This is a genomic window from Streptococcus sp. F2, from assembly GCF_056500955.1.
Genome location: NZ_JBWKAI010000037.1, coordinates 1 through 12,941, shown reverse-complemented (window position 1 = coordinate 12,941; position 12,941 = coordinate 1). Strand labels below are relative to the sequence as shown.

The following is a 12,941-nucleotide window of genomic DNA, read 5'->3' as shown; positions in this document are numbered from 1 at the left end:
TTGAAAGATTATTTAGCCCAATTATTTGGAGAAAGAGGCTAAGCAGATGATTGATTTAAAAAGGAATCTTTTCAAAATTGATGTCCGGGCACAAAAGGATGAAGAGAAAGTTTTCATGCGTACGGCGTGGGTTCGTTTTAGAAAAGTATTGTCAAATAAGGAAGGCTATATTATACTTTTTGATAAGAGCTTTGGTGTCGATATAAGATAGAAGCTACATCAAGGCTCATTTTTTATCAATTTTTATGCAAACGTTTACATTCGAAGGAGAAGATAGTATGGTCAGCTCAAGACGAAAGAAAATAACAGTCACCTCGCTAGTAACAGGGGTAATGTTGGGGACGGCTGGTTTAGGTTGGTTTTGGTCACAGCATACCCAAAAGGTTGAAATGAAAGATGGAGCCATTCTGCATGCATGGTGTTGGTCTTTTGATACCATTAAAGATAATTTACCAGCTATTAAAAAAGCTGGTTATACCAGCATTCAAACGTCTCCTATTAATCAAGTTGTTGAGGGGGAAGATGGTAGTAAGGCATTAACGAATTGGTATTATCATTATCAACCGACAGATTATACAATCGGCAACTATCAGTTGGGAACGGAAGCAGACTTTAAAGCTTTGACCAAAGAGGCTGATAAGTATGGTCTTCATATTATTGTGGATGCGGTGGTTAATCATACCACTTCAGATGTAGCAGCTGTTAGCCCTAAGATAAAAGCTTTAGGGAAATGGACTCATGGAAATGAAGGCATTAAAGATTTTGGTGATCGCTATCAACTGACTCAAAAGTCCCTGTTGGGACTATATGATCTTAATACTCAAAGTAAAGCTGTTCAAGAATATCTTCTTGCTTATCTCAAACGTGCAGTAGCAGATGGTGCGGATGGATTTAGGTATGATGCAGCAAAGCATATCGAATTGCCCAAAGAGTATGGCAGTGATTTTTGGTCAGTTATCTTAAACAATGGCGCTCAATTCCAGTATGGGGAAATTTTACAAGGCTCTACTTCTAAAGAAGCTGACTATGCTAAGTTAATGGGAGTTACAGCATCAGATTATGGTGAATTTATTCGAAACAGTTTACGGCAGGAAGAAGTCTACGCGGAAGACCTGATGGATTTTCAGGCACCAGGAGTTCCAGAAGACCGACTCGTCACATGGGTGGAAACACATGACACCTATGCCAATGATAATGGGGAATCAACTAATTTGACAGACCAAGACATCATTTTAGGCTGGAGTTTGATTGCCTCTCGAAAAGAGGGAGCACCTCTCTTTTATTCTCGTCCGGTAGGGGGTGGTGGTCAAAATGATCGTTTCCCAGGCCAATCTGAAATTGGAGATGCAGGCAGTGACCTATTTAAAAATAAAACCATTGTGGCCATCAATCATTTTAGAAATACGATGAATGGACGTGACGAATACCTTCATAATATTAGTGACGATCAAGGGCTTGTAATGATAGAGAGAGGTGGTAAAGGAGCTATTATTACCAATTTAGCAAGTGAGAATAAGACCTTTTCAACGTCAACAAAATTGGCTGACGGTAGTTACAAAGATGCAGTAAGCGGAAAAGTTTACAAGGTATCAGGAAAAACTCTCAAAGGCAAGCTGCCTAAAAAATCAGTCTTGGTGTTGCTTCCGGCATAAGTAAAGTCGGTGCTAAATCAGGTGTTCTAATGAAGAAACAATTGGCAAATCTGTTAAAATCTGACGTTTCTTGGCTAATGAGCAGATTTTGTTTAGAAAAGTTTTTTAGAGACTACTGATGTGATTTCACGCATAAAAAACTTTAAAAACGCTTTAAATTATGATAGAATGAACTGTATCGAAATTATTTTAAGGAGAAATGACTTAATGTCTACATCATTTGAAAACAAAGCTACAAACCGTGGCGTGATTACATTTACAATTGGTCAAGATAAAATCAAACCAGCTCTTGATCAAGCTTTTAATAAAATCAAAAAAGACTTGAATGCACCAGGTTTCCGTAAAGGACATATGCCTCGTCCAGTCTTCAACCAAAAATTTGGTGAAGAAGTTCTTTATGAAGATGCTTTGAATATTGTATTGCCAGAAGCTTATGAAGCAGCTGTTACAGAACTTGGTCTTGATGTAGTTGCACAACCAAAAATCGATGTTGTGTCAATGGAAAAAGGTCAAGAATGGACACTTACTGCTGAAGTGGTAACTAAACCTGAAGTAAAACTTGGCGACTACAAAAACCTTGCTGTAGAAGTTGAGGCATCTAAAGAAGTAACTGACGAAGAAGTAGATGCAAAAGTTGAACGTGAGCGCGCTAACCTTGCTGAGCTAGTGGTCAAAGAAGATGCTGCGGCTCTTGGAGATACTGTTGTGATTGACTTTGTTGGATCAGTTGACGGTGTTGAATTTGACGGTGGAAAAGGTGATAACTTCTCGCTTGAACTTGGTTCAGGACAATTTATCCCAGGTTTTGAAGACCAATTAGTTGGTGCTAAAGCTGGCGATGAAGTAGAAGTTAATGTCACTTTCCCAGAAGCATACCAAGCAGAAGACCTTGCTGGTAAAGATGCTAAGTTTGTGACAACTGTTCATGAAGTTAAAACAAAAGAAGTTCCTGAACTTGACGATGAACTTGCTAAAGACATCGACGAAGAAGTTGAAACACTTGCTGATTTAAAAGCAAAATACCGTAAAGAACTTGAAGCAGCTAAAGAAATTGCTTACGATGATGCGGTTGAAGGTGCTGCAATCGAATTGGCAGTTGCTAATGCTGAAATCGTTGAATTACCAGAAGAAATGGTACATGACGAAGTGCATCGTTCAATGAACGAGTTCATGGGGAACATGCAACGTCAAGGTATCTCACCTGAAATGTACTTCCAGTTGACTGGTACAAGCCAAGAAGATCTTCACAACCAATACCAAGCAGATGCTGACAAACGTGTGAAAACAAACCTTGTTATCGAAGCGATTGCTAAAGCAGAAGGTTTTGAAGCAACAGAAGAAGAAATCGAGCAAGAAATTAATGACCTTGCTACTGAATACAACATGCCGGTTGAGCAAGTACGTTCTCTTCTTTCAGCTGATATGTTGAAACACGACATCACAATGAAAAAAGCGGTTGAAGCTATTACAAGCTCAGCAACTGTTAAATAATAGTGTGAGTTAATTATCATGACAAAAACAGATAGGAATAATACTCCTGTCTGTTTTTTCTCTCGTAAACACGAAGGCCTGAAAGTGGTAATTGGTACGGTTATCTAAAATGAAAAGAGTGCCGACAGGTTATCAAATAGAGTAATAAAAGCTTTGACGAATCCTTTTTTTTAGCGTAAAATAGTAAGGAATGATAAAATAAGGAGAACTGCCTTGAAATTAGACGTATTTGCAGGACAAGAAAAAAGCGAACTTTCCATGATTGAAGTGGCGCGTGCCATTTTGGAAGAGCGTGGTCGTGATCATGAGATGTACTTTAGCGACTTAGTGAATGAGATTCAAAACTACTTAGGAAAATCTGATGCAGATATTCGTCATGCATTGCCATTTTTCTACACTGACTTAAATACGGATGGCTCATTTATTCCTCTTGGCGATAACAAATGGGGCCTTCGCTCATGGTATGCCATTGATGAAATCGATGAGGAAATCATTACCTTGGAAGATGATGAAGACGGCGCACAGAAACGTAAGAAAAAACGAGTTAATGCCTTTATGGATGGGGACGAAGACGCTATTGATTATAGTGATGATGACCCAGAAGATGAAGATTTTACAGAAGAATCAGCTGATATTGAGTACGATGAAGAAGATCCTGATGATGAAAAATCAGAAGTGGAATCTTACGACTCAGAGTTAAACGAAATTATTCCAGAAGATGATTTTGAGGAAGTTGATATCAACGAAGAAGATGAGGAAGAAGAAGAGGATGAGGAAGAAGACGAGGAATAAACGTCTACTCGTCCTATAAGTAGTTGTCAAAAAAGAAATATGATTTGACAAAGTGCTTATTATAGTTTATATTATTATTCGGGCACCTCTTTAAGAGGTCAGGTAAAGCTCCCTAGTTAATAGGGGGCTATTTTTGTTTTTCAATAATGATTAAAGCTTGAATGATAGCTTATTTGACTCTAATGAACCAGAGTTGCCCCCTAGTTTATCATTTCAAGCGATGTAATGTTTAGTTAATTAAAGTGAGTGTCCTTGGCTCACTTAAGATAATGAAGGAGTGTTATGACAAAATACATTTTTGTAACTGGTGGTGTGGTATCGTCAATTGGTAAAGGGATTGTAGCAGCAAGCCTTGGCCGTTTGCTTAAAAATCGTGGGTTAAAGGTAACGATTCAAAAATTTGATCCCTATATTAATATTGACCCGGGAACAATGAGTCCTTATCAACACGGAGAAGTCTACGTGACCGATGATGGCGCTGAAACCGACTTGGACTTGGGTCACTATGAACGGTTTATTGATATCAACTTGAACAAGTATTCGAATGTCACAACTGGTAAAATCTACAGCGAGGTCCTTCGTAAAGAACGTAAAGGTGAATATCTTGGTGCGACTGTTCAGGTTATTCCTCATATCACAGATGCTCTTAAAGAAAAAATCAAACGCGCAGCTTCAACAACGGATTCTGATGTGATTATTACTGAGGTTGGGGGCACCGTTGGAGATATTGAAAGTTTGCCATTTTTAGAAGCTCTCCGTCAAATGAAAGCAGATGTTGGTTCTGAAAACGTCATGTATATTCATACAACCCTGTTGCCATACCTCAAAGCTGCAGGTGAAATGAAAACTAAACCAACGCAACATTCCGTTAAAGAATTACGTGGGCTTGGGATTCAACCTAATATGTTGGTTATTCGTACCGAGGAGCCAGTTGAGCAGGGCATAAAAAATAAATTGGCTCAATTCTGTGATGTGAATCCAGAAGCTGTTATCGAGTCACGTGATGTGGAGCACCTTTACCAAATTCCTTTGAATTTGCAAGCTCAATCGATGGACCAGATTGTTTGTGATCATTTAAAATTAAATGTACCAAAAGCTGATATGACCGAGTGGTCAGCTATGGTCGACAAGGTGATGAATTTAAGAAAAACAACCAAAATTGCCTTGGTTGGTAAATATGTGGAATTGCCAGATGCTTACTTGTCTGTTGTGGAAGCGTTAAAACATTCTGGTTATGCCAATGATACCGCAATTGACCTAAAATGGGTCAATGCCAACGATGTGACGGCTGATAATGCAGCTGATCTGTTAGGAGATGTTGATGGGATTATTGTACCAGGTGGTTTTGGTCAACGTGGGACAGAAGGTAAGATTCAAGCGATTCGCTATGCCCGCGAAAATGATGTACCAATGCTTGGTATCTGTCTTGGCATGCAGTTGACCTGTGTCGAATTTGCCCGTCATGTCCTCAATATGGAAGGTGCAAACTCTTTTGAATTAGAGCCAAGTACTAAATACCCAATCATTGATATCATGCGCGATCAAATTGATATTGAAGATATGGGAGGTACGCTTCGTCTTGGATTGTACCCATGTAAATTGAAGCCGGCTTCCAAAGCAGCAGCAGCTTACAATCACCAAGAAGTAGTGCAACGTCGTCATCGTCATCGTTATGAGTTCAACAACAAATTCCGTCCAGAATTTGAAGCAGCTGGTTTTGTTTTCTCAGGGGTATCACCTGACAACCGCTTAGTTGAAATTGTAGAATTGCCAGAGAAAAAATTCTTTGTGGCAGCCCAATACCACCCAGAATTACAAAGTCGTCCAAATCGTCCAGAAGAATTATACACGGCATTTGTGACAGCAGCTGTTCAAAACAGCAAATAATGGTTAAGATGGTTTGAAGAATTCTATTCGGATGACTGCTATGGTGCTCATGGCTGTCATTGAAAGAGGTCTAATATGATGTCATTGTTGTTGCCCTTACTTGAACGGGTAGGTTTGATTATTTTGCTGGCTAATCTATTAATGATTAGCCCTTTTTATAAACGATTGATGCATGACCGTCAATCCATCAAAGTGAGATGGATTCTGATTATGACGTTCAGTGTTTTTGCAATCATTAGTAATTTTACAGGTGTTCTGATTTCCCAACAAGTTGGGGTAGATAATGGTGGATTGGTTAATCTGTCTTCCCACAATTCGATCGCTAATACGAGAACATTGACGATTGGGATGTCAGGGTTAATTGGTGGTCCTTTTGTCGGTTTTTTTGTGGGTTTGATTTCAGGAGCTGTGCGTTGGCTTCAGGGTGGTAGCGCTCCTTATACCTATTTTATTTCATCCTTATTGATTGGTGGATTATCAGGATTAGTGGGGCGTGTAAGCTTGACACATAAACGTTATCCTCAAGTATGGCAAGGAAGCCTCTGTGGTGCTTTGATGGAAGTGATTCAGATGCTTTGCATCTTGATTTTCTTACCAGATAAGGAACAAGCTTGGACCTTGATTCAAACCATTGCACTCCCTATGGTTTTTGTGAATGCATTGGGGACAGGGATTTTTCTATCTATCATTCTTGGGACCTTACGTCAAGAAGAAAGCATGAAAGCTGTTCAAACGCACGATGTCTTGGAGTTGGCCAATAAAACCTTACCTTATTTTCGGCAGGGGTTAACTGAAGCTTCGGCTCAGAAGGCAGCTTTAGAAATTAAAAAGTTTATGCGCGTGTCAGCTGTGAGTGTTACTAATCGTCACGCTATCTTGGCTCACGTGGGAGCTGGCAGTGACCATCATATTCCGACTCGAGAAATCATTACCGATTTGTCTCGAGAAGCCATTGAGACGGGACGTATTCAGGTGGTTCGTCAAAAAGCCCAAATTGGTTGCAGTCACCCAGACTGTCCTTTGGAAGCAGCTGTGGTGGTTCCCCTTTTTGTCAAGAAAGGTGTCGTGGGCAGTTTTAAACTATACTTTACCGATGCTTCTAACTTAACCTATGTGGATGAACAACTTGCTAGCGGTTTAGGGCATATTTTTTCATCGCAATTAGAATTGGGACAAATGGCCTTAGAACAAGGATTGCTCAAAGATGCTGAAATTAAGTCCTTGCAAGCACAAGTTAATCCGCATTTTCTTTTCAATGCGATTAACACAATTTCTGCCTTGATAAGGGTGGATAGTGAAAAGGCAAGGCATCTTCTGTTACAACTGGGCCATTATTTTAGAGCTAATCTTAATAGTACACGGCAGAATGTCATTTCCGTTGACTCTGAATTAAAACATTTGGAAGCTTATCTAACTATTGAACAGGCTAGGTTTCCTAACCGCTATGAGGTCATTATTGATATTCCTGAGGCCCTCAAAAGCGCAGCTATTCCTCCTTTTATGATTCAAATATTAGTTGAAAATGCTTTGAAACATGCCTTTACAGGGCGTAAGAAGGATAATAAGGTTTGGGTGATGGCAAGGCAAAAGGCATCAGGTTATCTCAGGCTGACGGTCAAAGATAACGGTCAAGGAATTGCACCAGAAAAATTGGCTTTGCTAGGGAAAACGGTAGTTACCTCTGAAAAAGGAACAGGATCGGCCTTGGAAAATTTGAACAAGCGTTTAATGAGCTTATACGGTAATCAGGCTATATTCGAGGTAACCTCAGATCAGTCGGGGACCAGTTTTGTGTTACAAATCCCCTTTAATCAACTAAAGGAGACAACCACATGAAAGTTGTAATTATTGATGATGAACCATTGGCTAGAATGGAACTGGCTTATCTTGTTGAAGAAACTCAAATGGTTAGTGCTATTTATCAAGGGGAGTCCATCGAAGATGCCTTTCAACTGATATTAACGCATCAGCCTGACTTATTATTTTTAGATATTCATTTAACAGATGAAAGCGGGCTAGATCTAGCTAAGCGTCTAAGCCAGATTCCAAATGCTCCCTTAATTATTTTTGCAACGGCCTATGATAATCACGCCGTAGAAGCTTTTGAAGTTAATGCGATTGATTATGTTTTGAAACCTTTTGAACAAGCGCGCATCCAAAAAGCTATTGCAAAGGCGAAAATGACATTAGACAGGCAGCAAACGAACAACTCTAAAGAAGCAGAAGTGCCACAAACCAAACGCCTAACCCTTGAAGTAGATGAGCGCATATACTTATTACCCTTTTCAGATATTCTCTATTGTGAAGTCCAAGGCAAGGAAACGACGGTCTATACGAAAACAGCCCACTATACCAGTCACACAAGCTTATCAGCTATTGAGAAAGTTTTAACCACAGAATCTTTTTTGAAAGTGCATCGCAGTTATCTCATTAATACACAAGCTATAAAAGAAATTCAGCCGTGGTTTAATCAAACCTACCAAGTGACCATGATCAATGGCGGAAAGGTTCCTGTGAGTAGATCATATTTGAAAATCTTCCGCCAGCGGTTAGGACTTTGACGCTGTATTTTGAGTCGCTCTCACTGCATTTGGTACCAAATAGAAAGCGTTTTATTCCGAAAAGAGCCTAACAGGCTCTTTTTTCGCTATACTAAATGTATCAAAAGCGAGAAAACAAGGAGATGATTCACATGACTAAAACTTATTCTATGATTTATCAAAGCGTTGTGATTGGAACAATTGTTCTCATTTCAAAGGTATTGGAGACTCTATCCCCAATAAAATTACCAGCTTCTGTTATTGGCCTTGTCTTATTATTTATAGCTTTAACGACTAAAGTGATTAGTCTTAGTCAAGTGGAAAAAGTAGCAGATCTTTTGGTTGGCAATATCGGTCTCTTCTTTGTTCCTGCCGGTATTTCAGTGATTAACTCTTTAGGGATTTTGAAAGAACATTTTATTTTAAACATGCTTCTGATTTTTATTTCAACACTCTTGTTACTTGTTGGAACTGGTTGGATGACACAATTATTAATGGGAGCAGATGTCAAGAAACCAGCTTTGGGAAAACCAGGTCTCTTGGTCAAAGGGGCATTTCAGGATGAGCGTCATCTGGTAGCTAGTAAAGTCTTGGCTAAGTAAGAAGAAAGGAGCTAGTTATGGCAGCATTTATCGATATTTTGCGGGTTTCTCCTATTTTCGGTGTTCTTTTATCTGTAGGGACCTTCTTTATTGGCCAGATTTTGTTTAAAAAATCAAAAGGTTTCTTCCTCTTTGCACCCCTCTTTGTTGCCATGATTCTTGGGATTGCTACCTTGAGCGCAACCGGTATTAGTTTTGCCGAGTACAATAAGGGTGGGCAAATCATTAGTTTCTTTTTGGAACCTGCTACCATTTGCTTTGCTATTCCCCTCTACCGTAAACGGGAGGTTTTGAAACAATATTGGCTTCAGATTATTGGTGGAATTACGTTAGGCAGTGTTGTCGCAGTCTATGGAATTTATCTCGTATCAAGTTTATTCCATCTTGGTAGAGTAGTGGTTGCGTCGATGTTACCTCAGGCGGCAACAACAGCCATTGCTATGCCGACATCAGTTGCCATGGGGGGATCAGCAGAATTAACTTCGCTAGCTTGTATTTTAAATGGTGTGATTATTTATGCCTTGGCAAAACCGTTGATTCAATTGTTTAAGATAAAAGATCCCGTTGCACGTGGTCTGGCCTTAGGAACAGCAGGCCATGCACTTGGGGTTTCGGCAGCCAAAGATTTTGGTCAAGTCGAAGAGTCAATGGGTTCCATTGCCCTAGTTGTTGTTGGCATTATTGTTACTGTGGTGGTACCCATTATGGGAAGTGTCCTTCTTTAAAAATTGTTATTTCCTACCTCTAAGTCCTTCTAAAGAATGCTTTCGTCTTTAGGAGGATTTTTGGTGATAAGAACTCGTTTTTTAAAACTTGAGCAGGAAAACGATTTATTTGTAGAGTAAAGCTTTCTTTTTTTCTGATTTTCCTGTAGAATATTTGATATGAAAACCATTCGATTATCAAAGTATATAGGAATCCTATTCCTGTTAGTAACTCTTGCTAGCGTTGGCGCTAGTTTTTATTTCTTCCATGTTGCCCAAGTACGGGATGAGAAAACATTCATTAACAATAAAAAACGCAGTACGGATAACCCGCTATACCCAGCTGAGCAAGCTTTTGATGCTTTACCACGTGAAAAGCGTTACATGACCCATCGTGGGTTTAATCAAGTAGCATGGTATTTACCGGCTGCAAAAGAAACCCAAAAGATAGCTGTCGTGGTGCATGGTTTTGCTAACAATAAGTCAAACATGAAACCTTATGCCATGCTTTTTCACGATTTGGGTTATAATGTCCTGATGCCAGACAATGAGGCTCATGGTGAAAGCCAAGGAAACTTAATCGGCTATGGCTGGAATGATCGGTTGAATGTCATGGCTTGGACAGATCAGTTGATTAAGGAAAAACCAGACAGTCAAATCACCCTTTTTGGACTTTCTATGGGAGCTGCCACAGTCATGATGGCAAGTGGGGAAAAATTACCTGAGCAGGTTACCTCTATTATTGAAGATTGTGGTTATACTAGCGTTTGGGACGAATTGAAGTTTCAGGCTAAGGCTATGTACAACTTGCCTGCCTTCCCATTACTCTATGAAGTTTCTGCCTTATCTAAGATTCGAGCGGGTTTTAGTTACGCAGAGGCAAGTTCAGTGAAACAACTGGCTAAAAATAAGCGGCCCACTTTATTTATTCATGGGGATAAAGATGATTTTGTTCCTACAAAAATGGTTTACGACAATTACAAGGCTACTAAAGGTCCTAAGGAAATCTTGATTGTTAAAGGGGCCAAACATGCCAGATCCTTTGAAACAAACCCAGTACAATACCAGAAAAAAATTGCTGCATTTTTGCAAAAAATTGATAAATAAGTATTGACAGTCATCCTCATAGTTGCTATAATAATTTATGTTGCTGATGAGCAGCGGGGATGGCGGAATTGGCAGACGCGCAGGACTAAGGATCCTGTGACCGCTTTAGGTCGTGTGGGTTCAAGTCCCACTCTCCGCATAGTAAGAGATGAATCGTTGATTCATCTCTTTTCGTTTGCTTCAAATAAAGCTGAGTAGGTAGCATTGATTTCGAGAAAAGTTTGGATAATCTGCGTTGGGAAAACGCTTTAAGCTTGTGAAAGACTAGAAATTTATGGAAAATTGTGCTAGAATGAACAATGTAAACGGGGAGTTATCCCGAAAAATAAGAGGAGGCCTTACAAATGGCAATCGTTTCAGCAGAAAAATTTGTCCAAGCAGCTCGTGAAAACGGATATGCTGTTGGTGGATTCAACACAAACAACTTAGAGTGGACTCAAGCAATCTTGCGTGCAGCAGAAGCTAAACAAGCTCCAGTTCTTATCCAAACATCAATGGGTGCAGCAAAATACATGGGTGGTTACAAAGTATGTCAATCTCTTATCGCTAACCTTGTTGAATCAATGGGTATCACTGTTCCTGTTGCTATTCACCTTGACCATGGTCACTACGAAGATGCTCTTGAGTGTATCGAAGTAGGTTACACTTCTATCATGTTTGATGGTTCACACCTTCCAGTTGAAGAAAACCTTGCTAAAACTGCAGAAGTTGTTAAAATTGCACATGCTAAAGGCGTTTCAGTTGAAGCTGAAGTTGGTACAATCGGTGGTGAAGAAGACGGAATCATCGGTAAAGGTGAGCTTGCTCCAATCGAAGATGCTAAAGCAATGGTTGAAACTGGAATTGACTTCTTGGCAGCTGGTATCGGTAACATCCACGGTCCATACCCAGAAAACTGGGAAGGTCTTGCTCTTGACCACTTAGAAAAATTAACAGCAGCTGTACCAGGTTTCCCAATCGTATTGCACGGTGGTTCTGGTATTCCTGACGATCAAATCAAAGAAGCAATCCGTCTTGGTGTTGCTAAAGTTAACGTTAACACTGAAAGCCAAATTGCTTTCTCTAACGCAACTCGTGAATTTGCTCGTAACTACGAAGCTAACGAAGCAGAATACGATGGTAAAAAATTATTTGACCCACGTAAATTCTTGGCTCCAGGCATGAAAGCTGTTCAAGGCGCTGTTGAAGAACGTATCGACGTTTTCGGATCAGCGAACAAAGCATAATTTAGAGAATTACATTTACTAAAGCCCTCTTGAGGGCTTTTTTAGTTACACTTGACATCCTAAAACGGCTACCAGTTTCTGTGAAACAATCTTTGATGGTAACAAATAAAGCATAATTCATAGAATGAGTTAAGTGGCCTGGAAATGGTGAGGGTCTATTTTTCTAATTGTGAAAAGTACATATCATATCGTTTTCTGTGAAATCATTTGTGATTGAGAACAATCAAGAGTTGCTATCTGAATCCCTTAGCTTTAAGCTTTAACAAGTTTTTAATTAACTATTGAGAGTGACTATACTTGCCACTCTGTCATCAGTCAAGAAGAAGTTCATATAGGGGAAATTGAAATGGATCTAATAAAAGTCGTTATATGAGATGAGTACAGGTAGTGCACACTTACAATTCTGAGTTCCTTCCATCACTGGAATACAAAAAAGAAAATCAAAAATAACTTGCCAAACAACCCCCCCTATGATAAAATAGATAAGTATGTGGTGCTAGCACATCCGTAAACATATTCTACGTAGGAGGAAACAGATCAAAATGGCTAAAGTATGTTATTTTACAGGACGTAAAACCGTTTCTGGAAACAACCGTTCACACGCGATGAACCAAACAAAACGTACAGTTAAACCAAATCTTCAAAAAGTAACTATCCTTGTTGATGGTAAACCTAAAAAAGTTTGGGCTTCTGCTCGTGCGCTTAAATCTGGTAAAGTAGAACGCATCTAATAGAAATAAGCCTTAGGGCTTTTTTTCTTAGTCTCTTTTCGGAAATGGGAAGAGTTGAAAATGGGATATCCCTATGATTCACCACGCCAAACGCATGAAGAAACTTTTGTTTTCAGAAAACTAGATTCATAATGACAAAATCAATCAAAGTAGTACACTATAGATGAGGTGACTACGATGATTGATTTTATTATTGCTATTGATGATTG

The 12,941-nt window shown here is 39.5% G+C and carries 12 protein-coding genes and 1 tRNA gene; all 13 read left to right on the top strand.

The features are described 5' to 3' along the window. Nucleotides 1-46 precede the first annotated feature (46 nt). The gene (locus ACYTR8_RS09380; RefSeq protein WP_479642057.1) at nucleotides 47-211 is read left to right on the top strand and encodes a hypothetical protein; all 165 of its coding nucleotides are present in this window, start codon (nucleotides 47-49) and stop codon (nucleotides 209-211) included. 67 nt (nucleotides 212-278) lie between these two features. Then, nucleotides 279-1,652 (top strand): alpha-amylase family glycosyl hydrolase, encoded by a 1,374-nt coding sequence (locus ACYTR8_RS09375; RefSeq protein WP_479642056.1) that lies wholly within the window; start codon nucleotides 279-281, stop codon nucleotides 1,650-1,652. Nucleotides 1,653-1,859: 207 nt separating this feature from the next. Next, a complete protein-coding gene (gene tig / locus ACYTR8_RS09370) occupies nucleotides 1,860-3,143 on the top strand; it encodes a trigger factor (protein WP_111715113.1) in 1,284 nt (427 codons plus the stop codon). A 213-nt stretch (nucleotides 3,144-3,356) separates the two neighbouring features. Continuing rightward, nucleotides 3,357-3,935 (top strand): DNA-directed RNA polymerase subunit delta, encoded by a 579-nt coding sequence (rpoE, locus tag ACYTR8_RS09365; RefSeq protein WP_115246706.1) that lies wholly within the window; start codon nucleotides 3,357-3,359, stop codon nucleotides 3,933-3,935. Nucleotides 3,936-4,217: 282 nt separating this feature from the next. After that, the gene (locus ACYTR8_RS09360) at nucleotides 4,218-5,822 is read left to right on the top strand and encodes a CTP synthase (protein WP_003054816.1); all 1,605 of its coding nucleotides are present in this window, start codon (nucleotides 4,218-4,220) and stop codon (nucleotides 5,820-5,822) included. 75 nt (nucleotides 5,823-5,897) lie between these two features. After that, nucleotides 5,898-7,658, top strand: a complete 1,761-nt coding sequence (locus ACYTR8_RS09355) for a sensor histidine kinase (RefSeq protein WP_003054838.1) — start codon at nucleotides 5,898-5,900, stop codon at nucleotides 7,656-7,658. Then, nucleotides 7,655-8,383, top strand: coding sequence for a LytR/AlgR family response regulator transcription factor (locus ACYTR8_RS09350; RefSeq protein ID WP_111715124.1), 729 nt, complete (start codon nucleotides 7,655-7,657; stop codon nucleotides 8,381-8,383). The genes ACYTR8_RS09355 and ACYTR8_RS09350 overlap by 4 nt, the downstream gene beginning before the upstream one ends. 131 nt (nucleotides 8,384-8,514) lie before the next feature. Continuing rightward, nucleotides 8,515-8,964: an antiholin-like murein hydrolase modulator LrgA gene (gene lrgA, locus ACYTR8_RS09345; protein ID WP_111715129.1), complete on the top strand. Its 450-nt coding sequence runs from the start codon at nucleotides 8,515-8,517 to the stop codon at nucleotides 8,962-8,964. A 17-nt stretch (nucleotides 8,965-8,981) separates the two neighbouring features. Next, on the top strand, nucleotides 8,982-9,689 hold the full coding sequence (gene lrgB, locus ACYTR8_RS09340; RefSeq protein WP_111715131.1) for an antiholin-like protein LrgB: 708 nt from the start codon (nucleotides 8,982-8,984) through the stop codon (nucleotides 9,687-9,689). A gap of 159 nt (nucleotides 9,690-9,848) precedes the next feature. Then, nucleotides 9,849-10,775 (top strand): alpha/beta hydrolase, encoded by a 927-nt coding sequence (locus ACYTR8_RS09335; protein ID WP_111715134.1) that lies wholly within the window; start codon nucleotides 9,849-9,851, stop codon nucleotides 10,773-10,775. 53 nt (nucleotides 10,776-10,828) lie between these two features. After that, a tRNA-Leu gene (locus tag ACYTR8_RS09330) sits at nucleotides 10,829-10,914 on the top strand. Between the two features lie 205 nt (nucleotides 10,915-11,119). After that, nucleotides 11,120-12,001: a class II fructose-bisphosphate aldolase gene (locus ACYTR8_RS09325; protein WP_003046614.1), complete on the top strand. Its 882-nt coding sequence runs from the start codon at nucleotides 11,120-11,122 to the stop codon at nucleotides 11,999-12,001. 542 nt (nucleotides 12,002-12,543) lie between these two features. After that, nucleotides 12,544-12,732, top strand: a complete 189-nt coding sequence (rpmB, locus tag ACYTR8_RS09320; RefSeq protein ID WP_002982870.1) for a 50S ribosomal protein L28 — start codon at nucleotides 12,544-12,546, stop codon at nucleotides 12,730-12,732. Nucleotides 12,733-12,941 lie beyond the last annotated feature (209 nt).

Bases quoted from the DNA above. Each gene is read 5' to 3' on its own strand.
- ACYTR8_RS09325 (WP_003046614.1), top strand. From the start codon at position 11,120: ATGGCAATCGTTTCAGCAGAAAAATTTGTCCAAGCAGCTCGTGAAAAC.
- ACYTR8_RS09335 (WP_111715134.1), top strand. From the start codon at position 9,849: ATGAAAACCATTCGATTATCAAAGTATATAGGAATCCTATTCCTGTTA.
- ACYTR8_RS09360 (WP_003054816.1), top strand. From the start codon at position 4,218: ATGACAAAATACATTTTTGTAACTGGTGGTGTGGTATCGTCAATTGGT.
- rpmB (WP_002982870.1), top strand. From the start codon at position 12,544: ATGGCTAAAGTATGTTATTTTACAGGACGTAAAACCGTTTCTGGAAAC.
- ACYTR8_RS09355 (WP_003054838.1), top strand. From the start codon at position 5,898: ATGATGTCATTGTTGTTGCCCTTACTTGAACGGGTAGGTTTGATTATT.
- ACYTR8_RS09375 (WP_479642056.1), top strand. From the start codon at position 279: ATGGTCAGCTCAAGACGAAAGAAAATAACAGTCACCTCGCTAGTAACA.
- ACYTR8_RS09380 (WP_479642057.1), top strand. From the start codon at position 47: ATGATTGATTTAAAAAGGAATCTTTTCAAAATTGATGTCCGGGCACAA.
- lrgB (WP_111715131.1), top strand. From the start codon at position 8,982: ATGGCAGCATTTATCGATATTTTGCGGGTTTCTCCTATTTTCGGTGTT.
- lrgA (WP_111715129.1), top strand. From the start codon at position 8,515: ATGACTAAAACTTATTCTATGATTTATCAAAGCGTTGTGATTGGAACA.
- tig (WP_111715113.1), top strand. From the start codon at position 1,860: ATGTCTACATCATTTGAAAACAAAGCTACAAACCGTGGCGTGATTACA.
- ACYTR8_RS09350 (WP_111715124.1), top strand. From the start codon at position 7,655: ATGAAAGTTGTAATTATTGATGATGAACCATTGGCTAGAATGGAACTG.